Genomic DNA, 12447 nt, shown 5'->3' on the forward strand with positions numbered 1-12447 from the left:
CTGGACTCCCGCTTGCGCGGGAGTGATGACAGGGGGGCGGGCGTGACGGCAAAAGGGCAGCGTGACGGCAAGAGAGCAGAGCGACGGCAAGAGGGCAGAAGGCAAAAGGGTGGGACCGACGGTAAGGAGCGCTTCCGTCGGGGGCATGCGGCCTTCTCGGGCGTCACGGTCAGGGGCTTTTTCAGGGCCTACTCAGAACTTTTTCTCTCCCAGCAGGGCGGCGGCCTCGCCGGTCAGGCGGCCGTTGCGGGCGCAGTCGTTCATGGCGATGCCCCGGTACGCGTTGCCGGTCAGGTGCAGGCCCGGATAACGGCCCACGTGTGCCATCAGACGATCCATAGCTTCGATGTGACCCACCGGATACCCAGGCAGACCCCGCGGCCATTTCTTCACGAACTGTACGTCAGGCGAGACATCGATCCCCAGGGCCTTGCTGACGCCGTCGCGCGCGTGGGCAATGAGGGCGTCGTCATCCAGGTCGACCATGTGTGGATCCCGTTGTCCGCCCAGCATCACGCGCACGCATTTCATGCCTTCCGGGGCGCGATCAGGGAAGATGGAACTGTCCCAAAGGATGCCGAGGAAAGGCATGCGGGCGGCAGCCGTGGTCAGTACCCCGAAGCCGTCCAGAGGATGATCCAGGTGCTTCCAGCCGAAGCCCACCACGGCGATGGGGGCGTAGTTGACCGCATCCAACTGCCGTTCCAGTTCCTGATCCAACCCTGCCAGGATGCGGGCGGCCACATGGGCCGGCACGGCCAGGATCACCTGATCCACGGTAGCCGACTGGTCGCCGGCTTCGACCCGGAAACCCTTGCCTTCTTGAACCACGGCTTCCACCGGTGTGTCCAGGTGCCATTCGGCCTTGATCGTCTTATGCAGATGTTCCGTCAGGGCATTCATGCCACCCTTGAAACTCATCAGCACGCCGCCGGGGCCGGCGCTCTGCTTGCGGCGGGCGATCATGCCCTTGAACAAGCCGCCATGCTTACGTTCCAACTCCGTCACCAGGGGGAAGGCGGCCTTCACGGAGACCCGGTCGGCGGTGGTGCCGTAAATGCCGGCAGTCATGGCATCCAGGAAGATGTCGGTGAAGGCCTTGCCCAGACGACGGTAGCCGAAGGACTGCAGGGTTTCATCGCTGTCATCCCGCTTGGGGCGGATGAACAACTCGCCCATCACCCGCAGTTTCTGCGGCCAGTTGAGCAGTTCGGTCTTGAGGAATTTGCCCGGAGAGTCGGGCATGGGGTGCATGCGGTCGGTGTAAATGAAGCGTCTGCGGGAGGCATCCTGACTGCGCATGAGCACGTCGCCGGCGCCGCAGTCCGTGACCAGTTGCAGCATGTCCGGTTTGTTGCTCAGAAAACCGTTGCCGCCTTCCTCAAAGCGAAAGCCTTCGATGTCAATGGTGTGCAGGGTGCCGCCCACGTGGGGGTTGGCTTCGTAGATTACAATCTCCGCATCGCTTCGGGCGCGTTGCAGATAAAAGGCCGTGGCCAGACCGCTGATACCGGCCCCGATAATGGCTACCCGCATGGGTGTCTCCCTATTTTGTCTCTGAAATCGATGTTGTCAGGCCGCGATTCAGCCTGAAATGCTTGATGGCAATCGGATCATGTGCCCTGACATCCGGCACATCACATGGTGGCGGATGCCCCCGGTTTGCGGGCGATGAAGCGCGTCGAGATTCCCAGAAATTCATCCTTGACCTCCACCAACTCAAACCCGGCCTGGGTGAGTTTGTCACAGAGTTGCTGTGTGCTCATGAAGCCCTGGATGGACTCCGGCAGATAGGTGTAGGCCTCCTTGTCCCGGGAAATCATGGCACCGACACGGGGCAGCACCTTGCTCATGTACAGGCGGTTCATCCGATCCATCAGCGTGAGTTTTTCATGGCTCATGAACTCCAGGATCACCGCCAGCCCGCCCGGTGCCAGCACCCGGTGAAACTCCCTCAGGGCGCCTTCCACGTCGAGCACGTTGCGAATGCCGTAGCTGATGCTCACCAGGTCGGCGCTCCCATCCTCCAGGGGCAGGGCAGTGGCCGGCGCCTCCATGAACGTCGCATCATCCACCTTACGGCGGGCCAGTTCCAGCATCCCTACCGCCGGGTCCACGCCGGTGGCCCGTTCGATGGTCGTTCCACAGAATGCCGCCGCTTCGCGCCAGAACAGGATCAGGTCGCCTGTGCCGGTGGCCACATCCACCAGGTGCCGCACCGGACCGCCGTGGATCTGCATGGCTGCCCGGCATCCGTTGCGGCGCCACTGCCGGTCCACCCCGAAGCTGAGAATGCGGTTCAGTTTGTCGTAGGTAGGGGAGATGTCGTTGAACATCTGGATGATGCGTTGCTGTTTGTCCATGCAGGGTTCCAGTGCAAAGGGAGGGTGACGTGCGCCGCGACGTTATGTCTTTGATGGGGGCGGGCCATTGCGGCGCTGCGCCGCCTGGTCTTCGATCAAGGAACGGCGGATGCGTTCGAAGGCCTGGCGACTGATGTGATGAATGATCGGTCTGGCCACTCGGCCCACGGTCTTGTCCAGCAGTCGGGTGGGCAGATGGTATTCAATGGTGAGTTGCACCCGAGTGCCTCCGGGGACGGAGGAAAAGCGATAGTGCCCGGTATTGCGGATACCGCTGAGGGACTGCCAGCGGATCATGTGCGGCGGCTTCTCGTCGACGATGGTCACATCCCAATGAAAGACCATGCCGTTGGCGCGGACCTGCCAGCGATAGGTCTTCTCGTTCAGGGGCGTGACGGATTCCACGGCATCGGCGTAGCGCGGAAACTCATCCACTCGACGGATCATCCCGAAGACTTCTTCCTGTTCCGCCGGAAACAGCATGTCATGATCAACGACCGGCATCTGGTAATCAGCTCCCATGAACGGCGGGGTAAGAAAGACCCCGCGTGGTTATGTCAAACACCGCCGGATGGGTCAAGAGACGGGACGGTTTCGGCCCGCCGGGCGATCCCCTCGGCCAGCCCCTTGAAGACAAAGGCATGGGCCGGTGCCATCAGGTACCAGTACAGTAGCCCCCACACACCGGCCGGGTGCCAGTAGTTGGTAACGGTGATCCGGGTTCCCTGGTCCTCCGGCATCAGTTCGATTTCCAGGACACCCGCCCCGGGGGCGCGCATCCCGAATCCCAGGGTGAGGCGTCTTTCCTGTTCGATGGCCATCACCCGCCAGGAGTCCACCATGTCGCCGAGGCGCAGTTCGGTTGGGTGACGGCGCCCATAGTTGCGGCCGGGGCCTCCCAGCAGCCAGTCGATGCCTTCGCGGAGCTTCCACAGGGTCTCATAGGCAAAGTAGCGATTTTCTCCGCCGATGCGACTGACTACCTCCCAGACCTGGGTCGGGGTCGCCCGAGCCAGGGCGCTGCCACAGGCCCGCTTGGCGTAATAGGCGTAGTCCACCCGGTAGTCACGGAACATGAATGCCCCTTCGGTCCAGCGGGCGGCGACCGCGTGGGATTGTTCGGCTGCGAAGGTGGCGCGCACCGCAGTGCGAAAATCCATCAGGTCCTGGGGCATGAGACTGCGGGTACGCACATCATCGGCCACATAGTCTTCCTTGAGACCTTCGATCAGCGCCTGGGCGATGGCGGTGGGCACGGAGGTGACCAGGCGCAGCCAATAGGAGGACAGTTTGGGTGACAGCAGCGGGACCGGGACGATCCGTGGCGGTCTGCGCCCGGCCTCCTCGGCCAGGGTGCGCATCATGTCCGCGTAGGTGAGGTACTCAGGACCACCGGTGTCCAGGATCTCGCCGGCGGCCTCCGGGATGCGGGGGGCGCGCTCCAGGTAGTCGAGCAGATTATCCAAGGCGATGGGTGGGGACATGCGGGAGACCCACTTGGGGGTGACCATGACCGGCAGATGCAGGACCAGATCGCGCATCACTTCAAAGGCCGCCGAGCCGGGGCCGACGATGATGCCCGCGCGCAGTTCGGTGACCGGGACGCTGCCCTTGCGCAGTTCGTCACCGGTGAGGCGCCGGGAGACGATATGCTCGCTGCGGGCGGAGGCCGGGGCCAGCCCGCCCAGGTAGACGATGCGCCGGACACCGGCCTCGGCGGCGGCTTGGGCAAAATTCCTTGCCGCCTCCAGATCCAGACGGCCAAAGGACTTACCGGCACCCATGGAATGGACCAGATAGTAGGCGATCTGGACATCCTTGAGGGCCGGCCCCAGGGTCTCGGGCTTGAGGGCGTCGGCCGGGACCAGTTCGGCCCCCGTCCAGCCCCGGGCCTCCAGCACGCTCAGCGTACGTGAGCAGGCCCGAACCCGGATGCCCCGGTCCAGCAGGCGGGGTACCAGATTACTGCCGATGTAGCCGCTGGCGCCGAAAACCAGGGTCAGGGCATCCGGGCTGATCGCATTGTCTGCGGGTGTCTTCGAGGTGCCGGGTGTCGCCATGGGAGATCTCCGGTGAGGGCTTGTCACTTTACTATACGGGGTTTTTCTCCTGCCTTGATGAACGTCTGTGTTTGACAGGTTTGGGTGTCAGGGCGCCGACGAGGAAGATCGTTCCCTGAGCAGCACCGTCAGTCGGCAGACGCAGACGGTTGTCTCTGCCTCGTCCTCCAGCCGGATCTCCCAGACTTGGGTGTTGCGTCCCAGGTGTAGTGGCCGGGCACAGCCGAGGATCCGGCCGTGGCGGACGGACTTGAGATGACTGGCGCTGATCTCCATGCCCGCCGCCATCCATCCCGGAGGCGCCGCCAGGTTGGCGGCCACGCTGCCCAGGGTTTCGGCCAGGGCCACGGAGGCACCGCCGTGGAGCAGACCATGGGGTTGGCGGGTACGTGCGTCCACAGGTAGCGTCCCGAACAGGGCCGTGTCGGTGATTCGGGTGATCTCGATCCCCAGGGCTTCCATGAGGGTGCCCTGGTGGACGGCATTGATCGCCTCGAGGTCTATGGGGCGTTGCCACAGTGGCATCATGGTCAGCGCTCCCGAGGATGCGGGGTATTGGCCAGCCGGATCAATTCTCGGCGCTGAATCTTGAGATCGCCGGTGGGCGGCATGGGCAAGAAGGTCGTCGGCACCATGAAGGGCTTGAGTTGTTCCCTGAGCCAGGTGCGCAGGGCATGGTCGTCCAGTTCCGCGTTGGACTGGATGAAGGCCACGGGACGGTGGCCGAACTCTGCGTCCTGTCGCGGCACCACCACCGCCCGGAGGATATCGGGGTGGGTATGCAGCAGGTGCTCAATGGCTTCCGGCTGAATGTTTTCACCACCGCTTATGAACTGATTGTCCAGTCTCCCCACCACCTGGAAACGGCCGTCCTCCCATCGGCCCAGGTCACGGGTATGGAACCAGCCTTCCCCGTCGGTCGAGGGGAGGATGCCGCCCGAGTCCCGATACCCCAGGAACAGGGTGCCGCCGCGGACCAGGATCTCGCCATCGGCGTCCAGACGGCATTCCCGGTGCGGCAGGATGCGGGCCGGCCCTTCCGGGGGCTGGGCGATCACCTGGGAACTCATTTCGGTCAGCCCATAGCTGGTCCAGCAGGGCAGGCCCTGCCGGCGTGCCTGTTCCAGCAGGGAGGCACGCACCGGTCCTCCCCCCAAGAGCAGGCACCGCAGGGTCGAAGAAGCAGGGTTTCCCTGCTTCAGCAGACGGTGTAGCTGGGTTTCCACCATGGAGACATGGGTGACGCCCATGTGCAGCAGAAAGCCGGCATTCTCGGCACGCCCGTCCAGCACCAGGGCTGCGCCCCCCAGCAGGCAGCGAAACACGATGGCCAGGCCACCCACATGGTAGGTAGGCAGGGATAGCAGGTACCGGTCTCCCGGCCACAACGGGATGAGTGCCGCAGAACCGGCCGCACTGAGGACATGGTTGGCATAGCTGTGGACGGCCAGCTTCGGCCGGCCGGTGGAGCCGGAGGTCAGGATGCCCGTGCAAGGTGTGTGTGCCTGAAATCGGTGGCGTAGCGCCATGGCGGCAGGTGGCGAGGCCGAGGTGGTGACATCCCGATCGATCCTGACGCTTGGTTGGAGGGGCCGACCAGGCTCCCGAACCAGCCAGCGGATACCCTGTTCTTGCAGCAATGTGCCCAGCGGGGTTTCCGGTATTGCCGGATTGACGGGTAACAGACAGGCGCCGCTGCGGAGTACGGCCAGCAGGTCGATGACGCCGGCCACCGTAGCCCGGGTGCGCAGGGCAATCCAGTCTCCGGCCTGAACACCCCGGGCCAGAAAGGTTATGGCCCGCTGATCCACCCGTGCCTCCAACTCGGCGAAGCTCAGGCTGTCTTCGGGGGTGATGATGGCGGGTTCTTCGGCATGACGTCTGCCTGCCTTCTGCAGCAGGCAGGGCATGTCGGCACAGGGCGGGTGGGGGCTCATGTCCAGCATCCAAGGTATTCCAGTTCGGCTTGTGGTGTGATCGGCAATGCGTGGTGTTCCGGTTGGCTGAGAATGGGCATCAGCAGTGCCCGGGCAAATATACCGAAGGTATCCAGACCTTGGGGACCCCGGATGTCCCAGTGGTGGACGAGGCGTGCATAGAGGTCCAGGCTGAGATTGCTTTCGTAGGCGGCACTGAGAATGGCGGGAATGCCTCGTCGGCGGGCCTGATGAACCAGGATGCTGCTGCGGTTCAGGCCGGTGAGCATGGGCTTGATGACCAGGGCGCCCAGTCCCGGTGTCCACAGATCGGGTGTCTTCCCCTCTCTCAAGGTCTCATCCCAGGCGAAGGGGATGCCGGTGTGCGGCCACCACTGTCGGTAGTCGCTGCCGGCCCGCAGGGGTTCCTCGATGAATTGAATCCGTTGCCGGTCAATGGCCTGACAGAGCGTTTCGGCCTGTTCCAGGTTCCAGGAACGGTTGGCATCCAGACGCAGCCACTGGCCTTCGGCAAGTTGTGCCGCCACATGCTGGATCCTGTCGATATCCGTCGCCAGGGCGTCACGTCCCACCTTGAGTTTGAAGCAAAGGGGTTCCGGATCATCCGCAAGGTCCAGGGCGTCGTCGTGACGGATCAGGCAGCACCGCGGGACCGAGGCCGCTGGTGGCAGGTGTTGAGTCCATTGCAGCAGCCCGGCTTCCAGGCCGAAACGCACTTCCGGTGCGGTCGTGGTCGGCAGATGACGGAAGCGGTCGGCCGGTGCGCCGCCCCGGTCCAGGATCTGCCGGATCTGCTGCAGGCACTGATCCAGCGTGGCCTGGCTGAAACCGGGCAGGGGGCTGATTTCGGACCAGAGGCTGTCCGCGCGGGGACGACACCACTCCAGCAACAGTCCCTCTCGTTGGGTCAGGCGGTGCCCCGGCATGGGCAATGGCTGCCTGAGGGGAAGGGAGAAACGCCAGAGCCGCATTTCATGAGGGGGGCGTGCTTCCATGGGTGGTCCGTTCCTGTCGGTGGCCAGCCCCGGGTTTGCGCCCCTCTCCATGAAGAGGGGCCGGCACGGGTCAGGGCTGGCGTCTGAATTTACGGAAATCGGGCTGGCGCTTCTCCAGATAGGCGTTGCGGCCTTCCTGTCCCTCTTCGGTCATATAGAAGAGCATGGTGGCGTTGCCGGCCAGTTCCTGGATGCCGGCCTGGCCGTCGACCCCGGCATTGAAGGCGGATTTGAGCATCCGCAGGGCGATGGGGGAGTGCTCCAAGATCCGGCGACACCAGGCCACGGTCTCCTGCTCCAGTTGCGCCAGCGGAACCACGGTATTGACCAGACCCATGTCCAGGGCTTCCCGGGCATCGTACTGACGGCACAGGAACCAGATCTCCCGGGCCTTTTTCTGGCCCACCACACTGGCCATATAGCTGGCACCGAAGCCGCCGTCAAAGGAGCCCACCTTGGGGCCGGTCTGGCCGAAGCGGGCATTGTCCGCGGCAATGCTCAGGTCGCAGATCAGGTGCAGCACATGGCCGCCGCCGATGGCGTAGCCGGCCACCATGGCGATCACCGGCTTGGGGCAGGAGCGGATTTCTTTCTGCAGGTCCAATACGTTCAGATGATGGACGCCCTGTTCATCCTGGTAGCCGGAATCACCGCGGACTCGCTGATCACCCCCGGAGCAGAAGGCCAGATCCCCCCGGCCGGTGAGGACGATGACGCCGACCGCTTCGTCAAAGCGGGCATCCGACAGGGCCTGGCGCAGTTCCTTGACCGTCCGGGGACGGAAGGCGTTGCGGACCTCCGGGCGATTGATGGTGATTTTCGCGATGCCCTCGGCTTTGTGGTACAGGATATCTTCATAAGGGGCCGAATGGTCCTGCCAGTCCAGTGCCGGGGTGATGGAAGAGACTGCTGCTGTACTCATGAGGATGCTGTACTCGTTTGTGTGAAGTGCATGGGATGGCAGAGTCGGCGCATGACGGCGGCCACCTGCTCGGGTGCCTGAGCGTGGCAGTTATGCCCCAGACCGTCCAGTTTGACAAGTTCAAGCCCCGGGCAGGCATGGGTCAGCCCCTGCCCCAGGGCGCTGAATTTGGTGTCCCGGGTGCCTGCGATGAAGGCCCGGGCACAGGTCAGTCCAGCCAGACCGGGGCGAAGATCCGGCTGACCACTCAGACCAGCGGCACGCAGTACCCGGGCCAGTGTCATCGGGTTCTGACAGGATCGGGCCTGGACGAAGGCATCACGCTGGGCGGGGGACAGGTCGGCAAACACCGGTTGCTGATACCAGTCCTCCAGGACCCGGGGCCAGGGTTCCTGTTCGAGCCGCCGGGCCCAGGCCTCGTCATGGCGCCGCCGCGCCAGCCGCTCCGTTTCGCTATTCAGGCCCGGGTGGGCGCCCTCCAGGAGTAGGACGGCGATGCGTTCGGGATGGCGGATTGCCAGCCAGGCGGCTATGCGCCCACCCATGGAATAGCCCGCCAGGCCGACGTGCGGAGGCAGTGCTGGCGCCAGTTGCTGCCAGAGCCGTTCACAATACTCCTCGAAGTTCAGGTCCGCGGAAAGGGATTGACCGGCATGGCCCGGCAGGTCGGGCATCAGGCAGTGGTACCGGTCTGAAAGTAGCCGGGCCGTTTGCAGCCAGTCATGGCCGCTGCCCATGAAGCCGTGGAGCAGGACCAGGGTGGGGTGATGGACGGCGCCCAGTGACGCTATGACGGGTTGCCGGGTCATGTCTCATAGCGGACTTCCACCAGGGCGCTGATCAGGCCCTTGATGATCCGGCTGCTCTGGTTGTGGGGAAAGTTCAGTTCGATCAGGGTAACACCGCCCTTGCGGCAGGCATCGCTATAGGTTTTTTCAAAACCGGCGGCCGAATCCGGGTTTGCGTAGGCCAGGCCGAACAGGGCCGCCGCGCTGCGAAACGTCAGGCCATGGGGCAACTGGAACAGGGCTTGGAAATGCTCCTTCTGTTCCGCGGCGGGTAGCAGATTGAAGATCCCGCCGCCGTCATTGTTGAGGACCACGATGATCAGCGGGTGGTGACAGCGGGGTGCCAGTGCCAGGCTGTTCAGATCATGGAGCAGGGACAGATCGCCGATCAGCAGGGTCGCCCCGGCTGGATGACCCATGGCCAGGCCCATGGCCGTGGCCACCAGCCCGTCGATGCCGCTGGCCCCCCGGTTGGTGATGCAGCGATTGCCCCGTCCAGGCCGGGCGACCATGTCCAGCAGCCGGATGCTCAGACTGTTGCCGGGCAGCAGCAGCATGTTCTCGGGGATCATGTCGGCGATGATGCGGGCAGCGGCCGGCTCCGAGAAGGGATAGGTCAGCGTCAGCTCCAGATGTTCGCTGAGTTGGGACTGCAGGGATTCGATACCCAGCCCCCGCTGAGGCGGGACTCGGAGCTGGTTGCAGAACTCAGGAATCGAGGCCTGTATCTGGGTGGCGTGGTGCTCCGGGTCCAGGCCGTCCTCATGGGGGCTCACCAGCCAGTACTGGCCCTGGAAGCACGCCAGCCATTGGTTGATTCGCTTACTGGTAATGCGGCCGCCGAACTGGACCACCTGATGCATGGCCTTGAGACGGCGCCTGACGTGGGTGATCGCCAGCAGCAGGTCCGGATGGGCCAGCACGCAGGGGTGCTCCCGGAGACGTAATTGACTGCCGATGTCGGCCAGAATGGGCACTGAGGCCGTTTCGGCCAGGGCCAGGACCGCCTCAGCCTCTTCGGTGTCCAGCTGGCCGGCGACGAAGATCACCGGCTCCCTGAGCCGGTGCAGGCTGAAACCGGGATGCGGGGGCGGAGACATTTCCACCGGCGGCACGTCGGCCAGCCAGGGACCGAAGTCGATGGAGTCCGAGGTGCCGTAGAGCGGTTCACGAAACGGCACATTGATGTGGACCGGCCCCCGGTCAGGTCCTCGCAGTCGGGCAAGGACCGCATCCAGCTGCTGGGCCAGCCAGCCGCCGGACAGCGTGGCGTCGGGGGGCGGCAGATTCAGGGCCGCCCGCGTATGGCTCTGGAAGATCCCCGGCTGGACGATGGCCTGGTTGGCGCCGCAGCCCACCAGTTCCTCAGGGCGATCGGCGGTGACCGCCACCAGGGGCTGATGGGTCTGGAAGGCCTCCACCAGGGCCGGGTGCAGGTTGGGTACGGCGGTGCCCGAGGTGGTGATCAGGGCGACCGGACGTTGCCCGGCCTTGCATAGCCCCAGACCCAGGAAGGCCAGGCCCCGCTCATCGAAGTGGGTATGCAGCCCCAGGTCGGGATGGTCGTCACGATAGCGGGCGGCCGCCAGGGACAGCGGTGCACTGCGACTGCCCGGCGCCAGACAAATATCGCGGACGCCGTGCTGATAGAGACGGTCTATCAGGAGGTGCGCCCACGCCTCGTTGATATGAGTGAATGCTGCCCGCATGATCGACACTCAGGATTCCAGCACGGCGAGAAAGGATTCGATCTTGGCTTCCAGCTCGTTCCATTCCGCCTCGGGATCGGAGCCTTCCACGATGCCGACACCGGAGTAGCACAGTGCCTGGTTGCGATGGAGCAGGGTGGAACGGATGGCCACGGCAAATTCCGAGCGCTGCGGACAGATCCTGCCGATCACGCCGCTGTACCAGCCGCGGTGGGCGGTCTCCTGTCGGCTGATCAGGTCCCGGGCCTCGCTGCGGGGAAAGCCGCAGACCGCCGGGGTGGGGTGCAGGGCGGCCAGCAACTGGTCATCGCGCACACCTTCCCTGAGGGTGGCGTGAATGGGCAGGTAACGGTGCTGGATGCGGTCCAGCTTGAAGATGCGGGCCTGGGCGGGACCCTCGATCTGTGTGATCCAGGGGGCGATCTGCTCGCGCACATACCGGGTGACCAGTTCATGCTCATGGATTAACTTGGGGTCCTGCAGCAGGATGCGCTCCAGTGCCGTGTCTTCTTGTGCCGTGCCGCCGCGGCGTACGGTGCCGGCCAGGGATTCGGTGAACACGTGGCGGCCCACGCGACTGAACAGCCGCTCCGGGGAGCATCCCATGAACAACCGTTCTCCGTTTTCCATGGCAAAGCAGAAACTGCCCGGGTTGCTCTGGTGCCAGCGCTCCAGGGTCAGGAAGGCAGGTGGGGGGGCAGTCAGCTGCAGATCCACCCGTCGGGCCAGCACCACCTTGCGGATGAGGCCCTGGGTGATGTGTGTGAGGATGTTGCCGATATGCCGACTGCAGGTGTCAAAATCCATGTGATCGACGCGCCGGGTGATGCGGACCGGCGGAGGGAGCGGACCGTCCGCCGTTGTCTGACGCAGGTGGCACAGGGCGGCGATGAGTCGCGTCTTGCGGGTCATGAAATCCCGCCGCGAGCCCGCCAGCAGGTTGACGCCCAGGCGGTATTGTCCCGCCTGTCGGCGCAGCTCGATGGCCGGCAGCACGAAGCGGGCCGCAGGAAACCCCTCCCAGTCATCCCGTCCGGGCAGGCCGTCGAAGGAGAGGCCGCCGATGAAGGCGGTGGCTTGTCCACCGAGGGTGTCATGGACCCGGCGCAGCAGGGCAGGATAGGCGGCGGCTTCCCGGGCGCTCAGCTCCACGGCGATGCCGATGCCGGCGATGCTTTCGTCCCCTTCCCGATTCTGCCACAGGCTGCGCTCGCCGGCCGGTGCGGCCTGCAGCCAGCGGAAGGGACTGGTCCTCGGGACGGGCACGCTCAGGTGCAGCAGGTGGTCGCTGCGGAAGGACCAGTTCTTGATCCGGCCCAGCAGGGTTTCCACCGCCCCATGCAGGGGGCTGCCGGTATCCAGACAGTCGCCTCCGGCATCTCGGCCCACGCCCGGAGTACCGGCGCCCAGGGGCTGGTCGAGTGATACCGGATATTGACTGACTGATGACACGGTACATCCTCTGAACAAGTGGCCGGCCTCGCGCTCCCGTTCCGGATCGCCCGGCGGCTCCGGGGGGCGGGCAGGATCCGTCGCCGTCGTGAAGCGCCGCCCGCCGAAAATTATAAAAACCGGTTAATGAGGGCAGATATGACTTATATCACTTTGGATTGTGCCACAGGAGGGACGTTCCGAAATGCCGTGATAGCGGCATCATGGATCACCGGGTCAGC

At 64.6% G+C, this 12447-nt stretch carries 11 protein-coding genes; all 11 read right to left on the bottom strand.

What is annotated here, in order from left to right:
• Positions 1-192: 192 nt before the first annotated feature.
• Positions 193-1536, bottom strand: coding sequence for a protoporphyrinogen oxidase (gene hemG, locus LQ956_RS13495; protein WP_238630179.1), 1344 nt, complete (start codon positions 1534-1536; stop codon positions 193-195).
• A 101-nt stretch (positions 1537-1637) separates the two neighbouring features.
• A complete protein-coding gene (gene ubiE, locus LQ956_RS13500; RefSeq protein ID WP_238620737.1) occupies positions 1638-2363 on the bottom strand; it encodes a bifunctional demethylmenaquinone methyltransferase/2-methoxy-6-polyprenyl-1,4-benzoquinol methylase UbiE in 726 nt (241 codons plus the stop codon).
• Positions 2364-2405: 42 nt separating this feature from the next.
• A complete protein-coding gene (locus LQ956_RS13505; RefSeq protein ID WP_238620736.1) occupies positions 2406-2867 on the bottom strand; it encodes an SRPBCC family protein in 462 nt (153 codons plus the stop codon).
• A gap of 53 nt (positions 2868-2920) precedes the next feature.
• A complete protein-coding gene (locus LQ956_RS13510; RefSeq protein ID WP_238620734.1) occupies positions 2921-4423 on the bottom strand; it encodes a DUF2867 domain-containing protein in 1503 nt (500 codons plus the stop codon).
• Positions 4424-4510: 87 nt separating this feature from the next.
• Positions 4511-4951: a hotdog fold thioesterase gene (locus LQ956_RS13515; RefSeq protein ID WP_238630180.1), complete on the bottom strand. Its 441-nt coding sequence runs from the start codon at positions 4949-4951 to the stop codon at positions 4511-4513.
• Between the two features lie 2 nt (positions 4952-4953).
• A complete protein-coding gene (menE, locus tag LQ956_RS13520; RefSeq protein ID WP_238630181.1) occupies positions 4954-6360 on the bottom strand; it encodes an o-succinylbenzoate--CoA ligase in 1407 nt (468 codons plus the stop codon).
• Entirely contained in the window at positions 6357-7355 is a 999-nt protein-coding gene (menC, locus tag LQ956_RS13525) for an o-succinylbenzoate synthase (protein WP_238630182.1), read from the bottom strand. The genes menE and menC overlap by 4 nt, the downstream gene beginning before the upstream one ends.
• A 70-nt stretch (positions 7356-7425) precedes the next feature.
• Positions 7426-8277: a 1,4-dihydroxy-2-naphthoyl-CoA synthase gene (menB, locus tag LQ956_RS13530; RefSeq protein ID WP_238620727.1), complete on the bottom strand. Its 852-nt coding sequence runs from the start codon at positions 8275-8277 to the stop codon at positions 7426-7428.
• Positions 8274-9086, bottom strand: coding sequence for a 2-succinyl-6-hydroxy-2,4-cyclohexadiene-1-carboxylate synthase (gene menH / locus LQ956_RS13535; RefSeq protein WP_238620725.1), 813 nt, complete (start codon positions 9084-9086; stop codon positions 8274-8276). Before menH ends, menB begins: the two co-directional genes overlap by 4 nt.
• On the bottom strand, positions 9083-10774 hold the full coding sequence (gene menD, locus LQ956_RS13540) for a 2-succinyl-5-enolpyruvyl-6-hydroxy-3-cyclohexene-1-carboxylic-acid synthase (RefSeq protein WP_238620723.1): 1692 nt from the start codon (positions 10772-10774) through the stop codon (positions 9083-9085). Before menD ends, menH begins: the two co-directional genes overlap by 4 nt.
• Before the next feature lie 9 nt (positions 10775-10783).
• Positions 10784-12226: an isochorismate synthase gene (locus LQ956_RS13545; RefSeq protein ID WP_238620720.1), complete on the bottom strand. Its 1443-nt coding sequence runs from the start codon at positions 12224-12226 to the stop codon at positions 10784-10786.
• Between the last annotated feature and the right edge of the window lie 221 nt (positions 12227-12447).

This window comes from Ectothiorhodospira lacustris, from assembly GCF_022227845.1.
Taxonomy (GTDB): domain Bacteria; phylum Pseudomonadota; class Gammaproteobacteria; order Ectothiorhodospirales; family Ectothiorhodospiraceae; genus Ectothiorhodospira; species Ectothiorhodospira lacustris.

Excerpts from the sequence above, each read along its gene's own strand:
- LQ956_RS13515 (WP_238630180.1), bottom strand. The coding sequence starts at position 4,951 with ATGATGCCACTGTGGCAACGCCCCATAGACCTCGAGGCGATCAATGCC.
- ubiE (WP_238620737.1), bottom strand. The coding sequence starts at position 2,363 with ATGGACAAACAGCAACGCATCATCCAGATGTTCAACGACATCTCCCCT.
- menH (WP_238620725.1), bottom strand. The coding sequence starts at position 9,086 with ATGACCCGGCAACCCGTCATAGCGTCACTGGGCGCCGTCCATCACCCC.
- LQ956_RS13510 (WP_238620734.1), bottom strand. The coding sequence starts at position 4,423 with ATGGCGACACCCGGCACCTCGAAGACACCCGCAGACAATGCGATCAGC.
- LQ956_RS13505 (WP_238620736.1), bottom strand. The coding sequence starts at position 2,867 with ATGCCGGTCGTTGATCATGACATGCTGTTTCCGGCGGAACAGGAAGAA.
- menB (WP_238620727.1), bottom strand. The coding sequence starts at position 8,277 with ATGAGTACAGCAGCAGTCTCTTCCATCACCCCGGCACTGGACTGGCAG.
- hemG (WP_238630179.1), bottom strand. The coding sequence starts at position 1,536 with ATGCGGGTAGCCATTATCGGGGCCGGTATCAGCGGTCTGGCCACGGCC.
- menE (WP_238630181.1), bottom strand. The coding sequence starts at position 6,360 with ATGAGCCCCCACCCGCCCTGTGCCGACATGCCCTGCCTGCTGCAGAAG.
- menD (WP_238620723.1), bottom strand. The coding sequence starts at position 10,774 with ATGCGGGCAGCATTCACTCATATCAACGAGGCGTGGGCGCACCTCCTG.
- menC (WP_238630182.1), bottom strand. The coding sequence starts at position 7,355 with ATGGAAGCACGCCCCCCTCATGAAATGCGGCTCTGGCGTTTCTCCCTT.